Origin of the sequence: Pseudomonas sp. 2hn (assembly GCF_019646095.1) — a bacterium.
Taxonomy (GTDB): Bacteria; Pseudomonadota; Gammaproteobacteria; order Pseudomonadales; family Pseudomonadaceae; genus Aquipseudomonas; species Aquipseudomonas peradeniyensis.
On the sequence record NZ_CP081016.1, the window covers coordinates 175,744 to 189,139 of the forward strand.

Annotated in this window: 12 protein-coding genes and 1 tRNA gene; 7 read left to right on the forward strand and 6 right to left on the reverse strand. The window is 64.8% G+C overall.

Annotated elements, in window-relative coordinates; all coding sequences use genetic code 11:
- Positions 1 to 5 precede the first annotated feature (5 nt).
- The 3 genes from K2O50_RS00860 to K2O50_RS00870 all read left to right on the forward strand — a co-directional run bounded on the left by K2O50_RS00860 (position 6) and on the right by K2O50_RS00870 (position 1,476).
- On the forward strand, positions 6 to 464 hold the full coding sequence (locus K2O50_RS00860; protein WP_028688593.1) for an aminoacyl-tRNA deacylase: 459 nt from the start codon (positions 6 to 8) through the stop codon (positions 462 to 464).
- A 60-nt stretch (positions 465 to 524) separates the two neighbouring features.
- Positions 525 to 767: a DUF2789 domain-containing protein gene (locus K2O50_RS00865; RefSeq protein ID WP_050703294.1), complete on the forward strand. Its 243-nt coding sequence runs from the start codon at positions 525 to 527 to the stop codon at positions 765 to 767.
- 70 nt (positions 768 to 837) lie between these two features.
- Positions 838 to 1,476, forward strand: coding sequence for a hypothetical protein (locus tag K2O50_RS00870; protein ID WP_028688591.1), 639 nt, complete (start codon positions 838 to 840; stop codon positions 1,474 to 1,476).
- 6 nt (positions 1,477 to 1,482) lie between these two features.
- On the opposite strand, the gene K2O50_RS00875 is transcribed toward K2O50_RS00870, so the two are convergent.
- The gene (locus K2O50_RS00875; RefSeq protein ID WP_050703295.1) at positions 1,483 to 1,920 is read right to left on the reverse strand and encodes a CBS domain-containing protein; all 438 of its coding nucleotides are present in this window, start codon (positions 1,918 to 1,920) and stop codon (positions 1,483 to 1,485) included.
- A 146-nt stretch (positions 1,921 to 2,066) separates the two neighbouring features.
- Positions 2,067 to 3,797 (reverse strand): dipeptidase, encoded by a 1,731-nt coding sequence (locus K2O50_RS00880; protein WP_050703296.1) that lies wholly within the window; start codon positions 3,795 to 3,797, stop codon positions 2,067 to 2,069.
- Between the two features lie 215 nt (positions 3,798 to 4,012).
- On the opposite strand from K2O50_RS00880, the gene K2O50_RS00885 reads away from it, so the two are divergent.
- Positions 4,013 to 4,717, forward strand: a complete 705-nt coding sequence (locus K2O50_RS00885) for a hypothetical protein (RefSeq protein ID WP_156329569.1) — start codon at positions 4,013 to 4,015, stop codon at positions 4,715 to 4,717.
- Between the two features lie 217 nt (positions 4,718 to 4,934).
- Here K2O50_RS00885 and K2O50_RS00890 read toward each other — a convergent pair.
- The 3 genes from K2O50_RS00890 to K2O50_RS00900 form a co-directional block, all read right to left on the reverse strand.
- Positions 4,935 to 5,011, reverse strand: a tRNA-Arg gene (locus K2O50_RS00890).
- Positions 5,012 to 5,097: 86 nt separating this feature from the next.
- Positions 5,098 to 5,961, reverse strand: coding sequence for an ABC transporter ATP-binding protein (locus K2O50_RS00895; RefSeq protein ID WP_050703298.1), 864 nt, complete (start codon positions 5,959 to 5,961; stop codon positions 5,098 to 5,100).
- Entirely contained in the window at positions 5,958 to 7,541 is a 1,584-nt protein-coding gene (locus K2O50_RS00900; protein WP_052896346.1) for an ABC transporter permease, read from the reverse strand. Before K2O50_RS00900 ends, K2O50_RS00895 begins: the two co-directional genes overlap by 4 nt.
- 304 nt (positions 7,542 to 7,845) lie before the next feature.
- Between K2O50_RS00900 and K2O50_RS00905 the strand changes: the two genes are divergently transcribed.
- Together K2O50_RS00905 and K2O50_RS00910 are read left to right on the forward strand one after the other, a co-directional pair.
- Complete coding sequence (locus K2O50_RS00905; RefSeq protein ID WP_050703299.1) at positions 7,846 to 8,886, forward strand: ABC transporter substrate-binding protein; 1,041 nt, start codon at positions 7,846 to 7,848, stop codon at positions 8,884 to 8,886.
- Positions 8,887 to 8,914: 28 nt separating this feature from the next.
- Positions 8,915 to 9,820 carry a TauD/TfdA family dioxygenase gene (locus tag K2O50_RS00910; RefSeq protein WP_050703300.1) on the forward strand — a complete coding sequence of 302 codons (906 nt, stop codon included), beginning with the start codon at positions 8,915 to 8,917 and terminating at the stop codon, positions 9,818 to 9,820.
- Positions 9,821 to 9,937: 117 nt separating this feature from the next.
- Here the strand turns inward: K2O50_RS00910 and K2O50_RS00915 are convergent, their stop codons facing one another.
- Positions 9,938 to 10,852, reverse strand: coding sequence for a LysR family transcriptional regulator (locus K2O50_RS00915; protein ID WP_050703301.1), 915 nt, complete (start codon positions 10,850 to 10,852; stop codon positions 9,938 to 9,940).
- Between the two features lie 192 nt (positions 10,853 to 11,044).
- On the opposite strand from K2O50_RS00915, the gene K2O50_RS00920 reads away from it, so the two are divergent.
- Positions 11,045 to 13,381 carry a TonB-dependent receptor gene (locus tag K2O50_RS00920; RefSeq protein ID WP_050703302.1) on the forward strand — a complete coding sequence of 779 codons (2,337 nt, stop codon included), beginning with the start codon at positions 11,045 to 11,047 and terminating at the stop codon, positions 13,379 to 13,381.
- Positions 13,382 to 13,396: the final 15 nt, after the last annotated feature.

Here is a 13,396-nt window from a genome sequence, read left to right on the forward strand (position 1 = left end):
GCATCATGCGTATGGCCAAGACCCTTCAGCAGCGCCTGGACCAGGCCAACTGCGACTACGACATCATTCCCCATCCCCATTCGGCCACCAGCCTGGAGTCGGCGCGCACGGCCGGCGTACCCGCTGAGCGGGTCGCCAAGTCGGTGATGCTCGATGACCGCCATGGCAACTACATCATGGCCGTGCTGCCGGCCAACCGGCACCTGGACATGACCGAGGTGCGCATGACCGGCGCCTGGCAGTTGACCCGCGAAAGCAACCTGCCGAGCCTGTTCGGCGATTGCGAGCGCGGCGCCATCCCGGCCCTGGGCGACGCCTACAACATTCCCATGCTGCTCGACCGGACCCTTACCCGCCAGGGTGATGTCTATCTCGAGGCAGGTGACCACGATCACCTTATCCACATGAGCATGGAGCAATACTTGAAACTGGTGCCGCACGCCGAAGTGCGCGAACTGAGCTGATGCTCGCAACCCACGCCGGGCTGGCGTCGTGGACGACCAACCCGGCCATAGGAGTGAATCATGGAAGCGCCGATCCACAAGTTTTCCGAACTGTTCAAGCAACTGGGCCTGCCGGACGATGCCAAGAGCATCGACCAGTTCATTACCAGTCATTCGCCGTTGAAGAACGAAATCAAGTTGGTGGATGCACCGTTCTGGACCAAGGCCCAAAAAGACTTCCTGGAGGAAAGCATCAAAGAGGACGCCGATTGGGCGGTACCCTTCGACCAACTCAACGAAGCGCTGCGCCGTCCCCGCCAATAAAGCGCCGAGCGGCACCTGATGGGCGATCGGGCCGTTGCTATGCTCAGGTAAAACAAGAGGGGATGGCGCAATGAAAGATCCCTACGCACCAGGTTTCTGGTGCACCGTGACGATCCTGGGCACCCTGACCGCCGGCTACTTCTACGGTATCCGGCACACCCACACGATGAACCAGGCCGTGCAGTTTCTCTATGCCGCCGCCGCCGTGACCGCAGCGGTGGCGTTGTGCGGCCTGGCGTGGATCGCCTGGCAGCAGCTGCACCTGAACAGGCGCGAAGTCGCCCAGGGACGAACGTTGCTGACCATCTGGAACACCAAGGTCGCCCTGCGCCGGGTCGAGACGGTGTTCGACCGTTATTTCTGGGGCAGCTACTGGCACTCCGGGCGTACCTTCGAGGAGGTGATGGGCGAGCTCAAGGGCACGCCGCTGGAGCAGAGCCTGGACGCGCTCAAGCGCCAGTGCCGGGAACTCGACCGGGAAGTGCATGACCACCACCATCACTGGCTGGCCAATGCCCGCGACCTGTCCAGCGTGGCCACGGCCATGGCCCGCGAGCGCTACCAGTTGGACCTGTGCGACGCGCCGGCCCGTGACGGCGGCAACACCGCCGTGCTCAACAGGGATCTGGAAGTGCTGGTGTACACCTGGTCGGCGCGCCTGCGCAGCTTCGACCATCAGCTGGACGAGCTGGAACGCGCCTATCACTGAGCAGGGTCATTCACCGCGGATGTACTGCTCCAGCTGCAGGATCAGGTTGGCCTGTTCGGCGATGGTTTCCTTGACCAGGTCGCCGATCGACAGCAGCCCGAGCAGCTTGCCTTCGTGTACCACCGGCAGGTGGCGCAGATGGCGGTTGGTCATCAGGTTCATGCAGTACTCGAGGTTCTGCTTGGGCTCAACCGTGACCACCGGAGAACTCATGATGTCGCGTACCGGCGTGGCCGCCGAGGAGCGACCCTTGAGCACCAGCTTGCGGGCGTAGTCGCGTTCGCTGACGATTCCCACCACCTGGTCGTTCTCCACCACCGGCAGTGCACCGACGTTCTTCTCCGCCAGCAGCCTCAAGGCATCCAGCACCGAGTCGTCAGGGTTGATGGTGTAGACGGTGTGGTGCTGGGACTTGGCTTTGAGGATTTGTTCGACGTTCTTCATACGGGCCTCTGTGGGTGGAAACGCGACGTGTCGGAGTAAATAAAGCATCCGGCACGGCGCTCTGCACGGCAATGCAGGAAACGGCATCGAGGTGATTGAAAAACGTCATTGCGGCAAGGGGCCGCAACGCGGCCCCAAGTGGGTCATCAGAGCTTCGGCATCTGCCCGATCCGCGCCACCATCTCGCTGACGATCTGCAGGTCGAGCATGAACTGCTCCACGGTCTTGAACTCGTTGTCGTTGTGCCCGGTGTACTTCACGTCCGGCATGGCCAGGCCGAACTGCACGCCGTTGGGCAGGTCGTGCACCGAGGTGGCGCCGGCGGAGGTGCCGTACTCGTGCTTCATGCCCAGGTTCTCGCTGGCCACGGCCAGCAGGGCTTTGACCCATTCGCCTTCAGGGTTGCGGTACATCGGCGCGTCGAGGGTGTAGTCGAAGGCCACCTGGGTCTTGCTCTTGGCCTTCCAGCCGTCGAGCTTGCGGGCGATCTCGCCCTTCAGGGTGTCGAGCGACTTGCCCTTGGGAATGCGCAGGTTCACCGCCAGCTTCAGCGCCTTGTCATCCAGGCCGACGAAGGTCAGCGAGGTGGTCAGCGGGCCCATGAAGTCGTCCTTGAAGCCGACGCCGAGCTTGTTGCCCAGGTAGTCCAAGCCCCAGTTGTCGGCGGCGTAGCGGGCGGCGTCGGTGATGTGGTTGTGCTTGAGCGGCACGTCCTTGCCCAGGCCGTTGAGGAAGTCGAGCATGCGTGCCACCGGGTTGACCCCGGACTCGGGCTCGGAGGAGTGCGCCGAGACGCCGGTCACGGTGAGCAGCACCTGCTTGCCGTCGACCTTGGCGTCGATGCTGAAGTCGCCGCCATGGCGTTTGACGTAGGCCGCGCCGGCCTTGTTCAGCGCCTTGGCCAGGTCGGCCGGCTTGTCGCCGGTCAATGTCGCCACCGAGCTGCCGGGGATCTGGTTGGTGGCCAGGCCGCCGGTGAGGTTGATCACCTCGGCGCCTTTGCCGTCACCGGCACGCTTGGCGAAGGTGGCCATGACGGTGCCATAGCCCTTCTCGGCGATCACCACCGGGTAGCCGCCGTCCAGCGCCAGGTTGTAGTCGGGGGTGGCGTTGCGTTCGAAGTAGTAAGGGATGGCGTCGCCGGTGGTTTCTTCGGTGGTGTCCACCAGCAGCTTGAACTGGCGGGCCAGCGGCAGCTTCTCGTCCTTGGCCACCTTCAGCGCGTACAGCGCGACGACGATGCCGTTCTTGTCGTCCTCGGTGCCGCGGCCATACATGCGGTCGCCCACCAGGGTGACCTTGAACGGGTCGAGCTTGGTGCCGTCCTTGAGCTTCCAGTTTTCCGGAGTGACCGGTACCACGTCGGCGTGGGCGTGGATGCCGATCACTTCCTTGCCTTCACCGAGGGTGATCTCGTAGACGCGGTTGTCGATGTTGCGGAACGTCAGGCCGAAGCCCTCGGCCAGGGCCTTGATCTTGTCGGCGATCTTGAGAAATTCCGGGTTCTCGTGCTGCGCCACGCCCTCTTTGCGATAGGTCGGGATCTCCACCAGCTCGCGCAGGGTTTCCTTGGCGGCCTTGCCGTACTTGATGCGGGTGTACAGGCCCAGCAGGCGGTTGATCTCGTCCTGCTGCTCGGCGCTCAGCGGCTTGCCGGCCAGGTACAGCTTGAGGGTGTCGTCCAGCTTGTCGGCCTTGGCCAGGTCGCTGCCGGCCAGCTTGCCGAGGAACTGCTTGAAGTCGGCCGGGTCGCTGCCATCGTAGGCCTTGATGATGGCGGCGGACTGCTGCTGGGAGAGGTTGGCCTGGGCCGGGATCGAGAACATGGCCACGCTGGCCAGCAGGAGCGATGCGGCGGATAGCTTGGTAAATGGCATGGGGGTGCGCATTCCTTTGCAAGGGGTGGAGGGTGACCGTTTACGCAAACGGAAGATGCTCAAGCTATCACCAATGCGCGGCTGCGTGTGAGAGGTGGCATTGTGAGGTCATGGCGAATTTGGTGGTGGCCTTATAGTGGCCTTTTGTTTCCGGCATCAAGCCTATATGGTGGGCGGCCCCGGAAATGTGCAGGCGTATGGAAATGACGACTAGAATGCTGTTTTTGCTGTGTTGTGCCTTGGTCTGTGCCGGATGCGTTAATGATCCGAATGCCCGGGATTCCACTGTCGTGAAGACGGCTACCGATGGCATTCGTTGCCCCCCACCTCCGGCGGATGTCATGCAAACGGCTACCAAGGCGGATGGTTCCTTCGACTTCAAGCTGAATGAGGTGCGTAAGGTCGCCCTGGAAGCGGGGGCGGGTATCGAGAGGAAGTACGAGAAGATCCGAGAGATCGACCCTCAGCTTCAAACGGTCGAGACTGTCCACTATCGCCTGTGCATCGAGTACTCGAATGGGACCTTCACCAAGGAGGAGTACAAAAAGGCAATCCAGGCACTGCCCCTGTTCGGTTCACCTGCGCGAGGAACACCTGGCGATGACAAGGCACAGAACAAGCAGAGCATGGTGTTTCCCGCGAGGTCGGCGCTCGCTCCCGGCGGCACACGCACCGAGCCTTCTCTTGGCCTGACGATCATCCTCAAGTCGATGGGCGATATATGTGCCTTGCCTTGCCAGGTTAAGTCGAAGGCCACCTTGGATGTCACGACTTCATCCTTTCGTATGCCGAACTACGACGTTCAGCCAGGCTCGACGATCACCTTTACCCATGAGAACGAAACGTTCCTGCTGACCATTGAGCAGATCAAGTACTCGCCCTTCTATGTCGTGCTGGGGATCGACAGGATCAAGATCTGAGCGAGGAGCGCTTGCCTGGGCCGGTCAGTGCGTCGGTTTGCTGTGTGCATGGATAGGGTGCCGGAAGCGTCGCCCGGCAGGCCGTCCGAGACGGTGGGCAACCCTGTACCGATTAACAAGGGGCATGAGAGGTGGCCATGCACCCGCGTAGAGGGTTCTTCACGCGGGTGGGGGGCTGAAACAAAAAAGCCCAGGAGCGTTCCGGGGCTTTGGTGTATGGCGCACTCGGCGGGATTCGAACCCACGACCCCTGCCTTCGGAGGGCAGTACTCTATCCAGCTGAGCTACGAGTGCAACGGGCCGCATGATACCCATCTGTGTCGGTGGCGTCCATGACCTTGATCTGCGGAGTTTTTTCCCGGGGGGACAGCGGGTGCCGGTCACAGTGCGATCAGCTCCGGCCGCAGCCCCTCCACCCGCTGTCCCGCAGGCTTGAGATACCCGCCATCCCCGGTGATCTGGTGCAAGACCTTTTCGCGCAAGCCATGCAATGCCACGCCGGTGCGCTGGCGCGGGTGCGGCAGTTCGATTTCCACCACCGCCTTGATCCGCCCCGGCCTCGGCTCCAGCACCACCACCCGATCGGCCAGGTAGGTGGCTTCCTCGGCATCGTGGGTGACCAGCAGGATGGTGATGCCCGAGCGTTCGCGAATCGCCAGCAGTTCGTCCTGCAACTGTTGGCGGGTCAGCGCGTCGAGGGCGCCGAAGGGTTCGTCCAGCAGCAGGATCCGTGGGCTGGCCACCAGGCCACGGGCGATGGCCACGCGCTGGGCCATGCCGCCGGACAGCTGGTGCGGATAGGCCGATTCGAAGCCGACCAGGCCTACCAGTTGCACGTACTCGTGCACGCGCCGGGCGCGCTCGCCCTGGGTGAGCGTCTCGTTGACCAGCCCCAGGCCGATGTTCTGCGCCACCGTCAGCCATGGGAACAGGCGGTGCTCCTGGAACACGATGCCGCGTTCGCCGCCGATGCCGTCGAGCGGCTGGCCGTCGACCCGGATCGTGCCGCTGTAGTCGGTGTCCAGCCCCACCAGCAGACGCAGCAGGGTGGACTTGCCGCAGCCGGAGGAGCCGACGATGGCGATGAACTCGCCTTCGTTGATCGACAGGTCGAAGTCGCGGATCGCCTCGAAGGGCTGGCCGTCGACGCTGAAGGTCTTGCCGACCCCCTCGAAACTGACCAGCGGCGGCGTGGCGTCGGGTTGGTTGGCCGCGTGCAGGGCCGGGGTGATGAAGGCATTCATGCGGATCTCCAGCGCGTGGCGCGCGATTCGAGGCGTTGGCCGAGGTGGCCGAGCAGGGCGCCGACCAGGCCGATCAGGACCATGGCGGCCATCACCTGGTCCATGCGGAACAATTGCTGGGCGCCGATCATCTGGCTGGCGATGCCACCGTCCGAGGGCATGAAGTACTCGGCGCCGATGGTGCCAAGCCAGGCGTAGATCAGTGCCAGGCGCAACCCGGCGAAGATTGCCGGGGCGGCGCCGGGCAGCACCAGCAGACGCAGCCGGTGCGGCAGGTCCAGGCGCAGGGCCTGGGCGGCTTCGCCCAGCTGTGGCGGAAGGCTGGCGATGCCGCGCTGGGTGGCGATCAGCAGCGGGAAGAACGCCGCCAGCGCGACGAACACTAGCTTGGCGCCCTCGCCCAGGCCGAACCAGGCGGTCAGCAGCGGCACCCAGGCGAACAGCGCTACCTGACGCAGCGCCGACAGGCTCGGGCCGAGCAGCCGCTCGGCGTTGGCTGACAGGCCCAGCAGCAGGCCCAGCACAAAGCCCGCGCCACCGCCTAGCAGCAGCCCGGCCAGGGTGCGTTGCAGGCTCAGGCGCAGGGCCTCGGGGAGTGATCCGTCGAGCAGGCCTGCGTACAGGCTGCGCAGCACATCCAGCGGCGAGGTGAGGATGTTGGCGTCGACCCAGCCAAGGCTGTTGGCGGCCTGCCACAGCAGCAACAGCCCCGCAGGCAGCAGCAGGCTTTGCCAGCCGCGTGGCACCTGGCCGCGCAGCTGTTCGCCCGTGGCCGGTTGCGGCCAGTGCAACAGGCCGCGCTCCAGGCGCGTGAAGCCGCGATCCATCAGCGCGCCGACCAGGCCGATCACCAGGATGCAGAGGAACACCAGGTCGAGCATGAACAGTTGCCGCCCCCAGACCATCAGGTAGCCGATGCCTTCGCTGGAGGCCAGCAGCTCCACGGCCAGCAGCGAGGTCCAGCCAGTGGCCAGGGCCAGTCGCACACCGGCGAGAAACGCCGACAGCGCGGCGGGCAGCAGCAGGCGCAGGAACAGCAGGTGAGGGGGCAGGCGCAGGACGGCGGCGGCTTCACGCAGCTTGGGCTGGGCGTCGCGCACGCCGACCAGGGTATGCAGCGTGACCGGCACCACCACGGCCTTGACCAGCACCACCAGCTTGAGCAGCTCGCCGATGCCGAAGAACAGCATGAACAGCGGGATCCAGGCCAGGGTCGGGATCTGCGCCAGGGCGACGAAGGTGGGCAGCACCAGGGTCTGCGCCCGTCGCGATCCGCCCAGCCAGGTCCCCAGCAGCAACCCGCTGCCAATCCCCGCCAATAGCCCCCAGATCAGCCGTTGCAAACTTATCCACAGATGTCCCCAGAGCTCGCCGGAGCCATACTCCAGCGCACTCTGCCAGACCAGCGATGGCGCAGGCAGGATCTGCTCGCTCATCCAGTGTTCACGGCTGGCGATAATCCATAACGCCGCCACCACCAGCGGCACGACCCACGGTATGTAGGAGCGGCCTTGCGCCGCGAAAGGGCCGCGTCGCGGCCCCCATCGACGGCGCTGGCCTACGCTCAAGACTTCGCTCATCAAGGCACCTCTCAAACAAACCATTCCTTGTTTATTCGTTTATGGAATTAAAAAGTTCTCACAAGCGATATTCAAGAGATAAGAGCATGCGGCTGTTGCATGCGAAACCCCCGAGGCATTGCGTTTTCCTCATATTTTCCATGCGTGCTCTGCAAGCCGCCCGGCGCCCCGCATGGCGCCTGGGTTATGTCTTCTGGTTACTAAAAAATGAAGTTTTGATCTTTGTAGGTTCTAACCGGACCTGCCTAGCTTCTGGCCCATAGCGCCGGCCATCGCCGGTGGCAGCCTGCCAAGGAGCCTTGCCATGAAAACCGCCTTCCGCCATCTGCTCAGCCCGTTGCTCGCCGCCGTGTTGAGTGCCGTGCCCGTGGCAGCCCATGCCGCCCAGCCGGATGTGATCCGTATCGCCGTGCCCGACCTCAGCGCTGGCAGCAAGCCCAGCGCCGGCGGCGTGGTGGATGTGCTGCGCGACCAGCAACTGCTGGAGAAAGAGTTTGCCAAGGACGGCATCCGTATCGACTGGCGCTTCTTCAAGGGCGCCGGCCCCGTGGTCAACGAAGCCCTGGCCAACGGCCAGGCGGACTTCGCCTACCTGGGCGACCTGGCCGCGATCATCGGCAAGGCCAACGGCCTCGACACCCGCGTGCTGTCGGCCGGGGTGCGTGGGGTGAAGAGCTACCTCGGCGTGGTGCCGGGCTCGGGTATCCACAGCCTGCAGGACCTCAAGGGCAAGCGCGTGGCGGTGTTCCGCGGCACCGCCAACCAGCTGTCGTTCGCCAGCGCCCTGGCCAGCCAGGGGCTGTCCGAACGTGAGCTGAGAGTCATCAACCTCGATTTCAACGCGGCGAACGCCGCCCTGGCCGCCAAGCAGATCGACGCCACCTGGGGCCTGTCCAACCTGCTGTCGCTGCGCGAGCGTGGGCTGGTCGAGCTGCCGGTCAACTCCCGGGACCTGAAAGGCGCCGGCAGCACCCAGGCGGTGCTGCTGGGTACCGGCGAGTTCATCCGCCAGCACCCCGACCTGGTGCAGCGGGTGGTCAACGCCCAGGAGCAGGCGGTGAAGTGGCTGCGCGACGAACGCAACCGCGAGGCCTATGTGGACCTGGTGGCGAACACCGCCAACTGGCCGAAGGCGATCCTGCGCGACGACCTGGCCGAGGAGAACCTCGCCGACTACTTCGACCCACGCCTGGATGCCGGTTTCGTCGGCCTGCTGCAACAGGGCGTGGACCTGGCCGTCAAGGAGCGCCTGATCCGCCGTGGCTTCCAGGTGGCCGACTGGATCGAACCGCGTTTCATCGATGCCGCCCAGCGCCAGGACCAGGCCGTTCAGGCCGCCCGCTGATCCGACAACAACCGTGAGGAGCACGACCATGAGCAACGCCGCACTGGCCACCGCGCCGCAATCCCTCGAACTCGACATCCACCCCGTTGCCGGGCGCATCGGCGCCGAGATCCATGGCATCAAGCTGTCCGCCGACCTCGATCCGGCTACCATCGATGCCATACAGGCGGCATTGGTGCGCCACAAAGTGATCTTCTTCCGCGCCCAGGAGCACCTGGACGACGTGGGCCAGGAGGCCTTCGCCCAGTTGCTCGGCGAGCCGATCGCCCACCCCACGGTGCCGGTGGTCGATGGCACCAGCTACCTGCTGCAGCTCGATGGCGCCGAGGGGCAGCGGGCCAACTCCTGGCACACCGACGTGACCTTCGTCGACGCCTACCCCAAGGCCTCGATCCTGCGCAGCGTGGTGGCCCCGGCTGCCGGTGGCGACACGGTGTGGGCCAACACCGCCGCAGCCTACCAGGAGCTGCCCGAGCCGCTGCGCGAACTGGCCGACAAGCTGTGGGCGGTGCACAGCAACGAATATGACTATGCCAGCGTGAAGCCGGACGTCGATCCGGCGAAGCTTGAGCGCTACCGCAAGGTGTTCACCTCGACGGTGTACGAGACCGAGCACCCGGTGGTGCGGGTGCATCCGATCAGTGGCGAGCGGGCGTTGCAGCTGGGGCACTTCGTCAAGCGCATCAAGGGCTATTCGCTGGCGGACTCGCAGCATCTGTTCGCGCTGCTGCAGGGGCATGTGACACGCCTGGAAAACACCGTGCGCTGGCGCTGGCAGGCGGGGGACGTGGCGATCTGGGACAACCGCGCGACGCAGCACTATGCGGTGGATGACTATGGCACCCAGCCGCGCATCGTGCGCCGGGTTACCCTGGCTGGCGAGGTGCCGGTGGGCGTCGATGGGCAACTGAGCCGGACCACGCGTAAGGGTTGAGATCGTTGGGGCCGCTTTGCGGCCCTTTCGCGGCACGAGGCCGCTCCTACAGGAGATCTTGTTCCCCTGTAGGAGCGGCCTTGCGCCGCGAAAGGGCTGCGCAGCAGCCCCTATCCGCTACAACTCGGTATCGCAGGCCACCAGCTGCCTCACCAACCCCTGCGCCAGCGCCGACAACCCATACCCCACCCGGCTCACCACCCCATAACGGGTGTAGAACGCCTCTTCCTGCTCGGGCGCCAGGTCCACCAGCTTCAGCGCGACCAGCCCGCGATCGCCTTCATAAGGCCGCAAGTTCGCACTGCAAGCGATACCGATGGTGTCCGACTGCAGCACGACATTGAGCAGCGCATAGCCATGCTCGCATTCCACGCTGGGCAGAAAGTCCTGCCGCCCGCTCAGATCGCTGAGGATCTTGCGGATGTTCGGCGGGCGAAACGTGGTGGCCAGCGGGTAATCGAACAGGTCCCGCGCCCTTACCTCGGCCAGCTCGGTCAATGGATGCCCCCGGCGGCAGCAGAAATGCCAGCGCTGTGGCCTGAGCTTGTGCACCTGGTAATCCGGGTCGGCCTCGAACTGGCGGGTGTCGGCGACGAAGAACTCGATCTCCTCGGCGATCAGCCGCCGGTTCAGCGCCTGCCAGTTGTCCACCTGGAAGCAGGTGCGCGCCGCCGGGTACTCGGCGACGAACCGCGCCACCGCCCGGGGCACCAGCCCGCCGGCGGGGGCCGGCCCCGAACCGAAGCGCACCACGCCGGTGGTGGCGCCATTGAACTGGTTGATCTCGTTGACCAGGTTATGCGCCCCGTGCACCAGCCGCCGCGAATGCTCCAGCACCAGCAGGCCCTGGCGGGTCGGCGCCAGCTCCTTGCTGGCGCGGTCGACCAGGCGGCAGCCGACGTTGTGTTCCAGCGTCTGGATGCTGCGGCTGAAGGCCGATTGCGAGAGGTTCACCGCCGCCGCCGCGGCGACAAAGCTGCGGTGCTCGACAAGGGCGATGAAGTGGCGGAGCTGGCGCAGGTCGATATGCATTTTCTACATGGAAACTTTCGGTGGAATGCAATTGCTGGGAAGGGTTGGGAACCTTATAAAGGGAGTCACTTATTCCACAAAATATGAAATATAAATATTTATATTTCTTAAAAGAATAAAGCCCATCTGATCGCGATTCGGTTCCGCCAACGGAAATGCTCGCCAGGGCCTGTGCCTCCAAGGAGCATCTGCATGTCCCGAATTTCCCGTTGGCCGGCGCGCGCGTCGGTATTCGCCCTGCAACCCTTGGCCGCTGGCGTGCTGCTGGCCGCCGCCGGCAACAGCTTCGCCGAAGAACCGCGCCCGGCTGCGCCGGCCGTCGAGCAGGAGGCCAAGCTTGGCACCGTCACCGTCAATGCCCGGCGCCGTGAGGAGACCGCCCAGAGCGTGCCCACGCCGATCAGCGTGCTGGGCAGCGAAACCCTGGAGACCCAGCGCATCTATCGCGTGCAGGACCTGCAACAGCTGGTGCCGAGTACCAACGTCGCCTATGTGCACGCCCGGCAGTCGAGCATCTCCATCCGTGGGTTGGGTAACAACCCGGCCAGCGATGGCCTGGAAGGCAGCGTCGGCGTGTACCTGGACAACGTCTACCTGGGGCGCCCGGGCATGGCGGTGTTCGACCTGCTCGATGTCGAGCAGCTGGAGGTGCTGCGCGGGCCGCAGGGCACGCTGTTCGGCAAGAACACCACCGCCGGGGTGCTCAACATCACCACCCGCAAGCCTACCTTCCACCAGGAGGGCAGCGTGCAGTCGTCGCTGGGCGAGGATGGCTACTGGCAGACCCAGGGCAGCTTCTCCGGCCCCCTGACCGACACCCTCGCCGGGCGCATCAGCGCCTACCACACCGAGGACGACGGCTATGTGAAGAACGTCTACAACGGCCACGACCTCAATGGCGGCAAGCGCCAGGGCTTTCGTACCCAGTTGCTGTTCAAGCCCAGCGAAACCTTCAACCTGCGCTGGATCGGCGAGTACAACGAAGAAGACTCCGATAACGGCATCCTCAGCCTCTACAGCACCGGCCCGACCATCAATGGCGTGAACCGCTACGAAAGCCTGGCCGCCCAGGCCGGCGCCACCCTGGTGTCGGGCAAGGACCGCAAGGTCAACTTCGACGCCGACCAGATGGTCAAGGTGTTCCAGGGTGGCACCTCGGTGGAAGCCAACTGGACCCTGCCCAACGATTTCACCCTCACCTCGATCAGCGCCTACCGCTGGTGGGATTTCACCCCGCGCAACGACGACGGTCTCAACGTGCCGGTGTTCTACAGTGCCGGAGTTTCGGTGCGGGACAAGCAGTACTCGCAGGAGATTCGGCTGGCCTCACCCACCGGCGGCTTCTTCGACTACGTACTGGGCGCTTACTACTTCAAGCAGGACCTGGACAATAAATCGTTCACTTACTACGGGCCGCAGGCCGATGTCTGGAACCTGACCCCGGCCGGCGCCCTGGCCAACGTGAACACCATCGGCAATGGTCACATCGACACCGACAGCTACGCCCTGTTCGCCCAGGGTACCTGGCACCTGACCGAACGCCTGGACTTCACCGCCGGGGTGCGTGGTACCTACGAGGAGAAAAGCGCCTGGGTTACCCGCGATGCGCCGTCCGGTGGCGCGCCCGTCACCGGCGCGGCGGCCGCCGCCCGTCAGGGCCGGGTGGGCGCCTACGATTCAGGTGACCTCAACCAGTACAGCTTCGCACCGTCCGGGCTGCTCAGCCTGAGCTACCGCTTCAGCGACGACGTGCTGGGCTATGCCAGCCTGTCCCACGGCGAGAAGTCCGGGGGTGTCAACCTGACCGTCGGTGCCGCCCCACGCTTGGGCACCGATTCGCTGCTGGTGGGTACCGAGCGGGCCAACAACGCCGAGCTCGGGCTCAAGAGCACCCTGTTCGACAACCGTCTGCAGCTGAACACCAACCTGTTCTGGACCGAAGTACACGGCTACCAGGCCAACGTCTACGACGAAGCCAACCGTGTGCAGTACCTGGCCAACGCCGGTAGCGTGCGTTCTCGCGGCCTGGAGTTCGAAGCCACGGCCCTGCCGATCCGAGGCCTGACGGTGAACTTCAACGGTTCATGGAACGACGTGCGCTACACCGACTACAAGGACGCGCCGTGCCCGCCCGAGGTGAGCCTGGCCAACCCCGCCGCCACCTGCGACCTGTCCGGCCACCAGGTGGTCGGCGCCTCCAAGTACATCGCCAACCTCAACGGCCAGTACAAGTGGCAGCTCGGCGAACGCATCGAGCCCTACGTCACCGCCAGCTACGCGTTCCGCTCCAAGGCCGTCGGCACCATCGATGACTCCGACTACGGCCAGATCCCCAGCTACGGCATCGTCAACCTGTCCACCGGCGTGCGCCTGGACCAGGGCGACGGCGTGCTCGACCTGTCGCTGTGGGTGAAGAACGCCGGCGACAAGACCTATTTCACCAGCCTGTGGAACTCCGCCAACGGTGGCTATGCCGGCGTGCTGGGCACCCCGCGCACCGTGGGCGCCACCGCCCGTTACGACTTCTGAGCACAAGGAGCTTTG

Bases quoted from the DNA above. Each gene is read 5' to 3' on its own strand.
- K2O50_RS00880 (WP_050703296.1), bottom strand. From the start codon at position 3,797: ATGCCATTTACCAAGCTATCCGCCGCATCGCTCCTGCTGGCCAGCGTG.
- K2O50_RS00910 (WP_050703300.1), top strand. From the start codon at position 8,915: ATGAGCAACGCCGCACTGGCCACCGCGCCGCAATCCCTCGAACTCGAC.
- K2O50_RS00865 (WP_050703294.1), top strand. From the start codon at position 525: ATGGAAGCGCCGATCCACAAGTTTTCCGAACTGTTCAAGCAACTGGGC.
- K2O50_RS00920 (WP_050703302.1), top strand. From the start codon at position 11,045: ATGTCCCGAATTTCCCGTTGGCCGGCGCGCGCGTCGGTATTCGCCCTG.
- K2O50_RS00895 (WP_050703298.1), bottom strand. From the start codon at position 5,961: ATGAATGCCTTCATCACCCCGGCCCTGCACGCGGCCAACCAACCCGAC.
- K2O50_RS00905 (WP_050703299.1), top strand. From the start codon at position 7,846: ATGAAAACCGCCTTCCGCCATCTGCTCAGCCCGTTGCTCGCCGCCGTG.
- K2O50_RS00885 (WP_156329569.1), top strand. From the start codon at position 4,013: ATGCTGTTTTTGCTGTGTTGTGCCTTGGTCTGTGCCGGATGCGTTAAT.
- K2O50_RS00875 (WP_050703295.1), bottom strand. From the start codon at position 1,920: ATGAAGAACGTCGAACAAATCCTCAAAGCCAAGTCCCAGCACCACACC.
- K2O50_RS00900 (WP_052896346.1), bottom strand. From the start codon at position 7,541: ATGAGCGAAGTCTTGAGCGTAGGCCAGCGCCGTCGATGGGGGCCGCGA.
- K2O50_RS00860 (WP_028688593.1), top strand. From the start codon at position 6: ATGCGTATGGCCAAGACCCTTCAGCAGCGCCTGGACCAGGCCAACTGC.
- K2O50_RS00870 (WP_028688591.1), top strand. From the start codon at position 838: ATGAAAGATCCCTACGCACCAGGTTTCTGGTGCACCGTGACGATCCTG.
- K2O50_RS00915 (WP_050703301.1), bottom strand. From the start codon at position 10,852: ATGCATATCGACCTGCGCCAGCTCCGCCACTTCATCGCCCTTGTCGAG.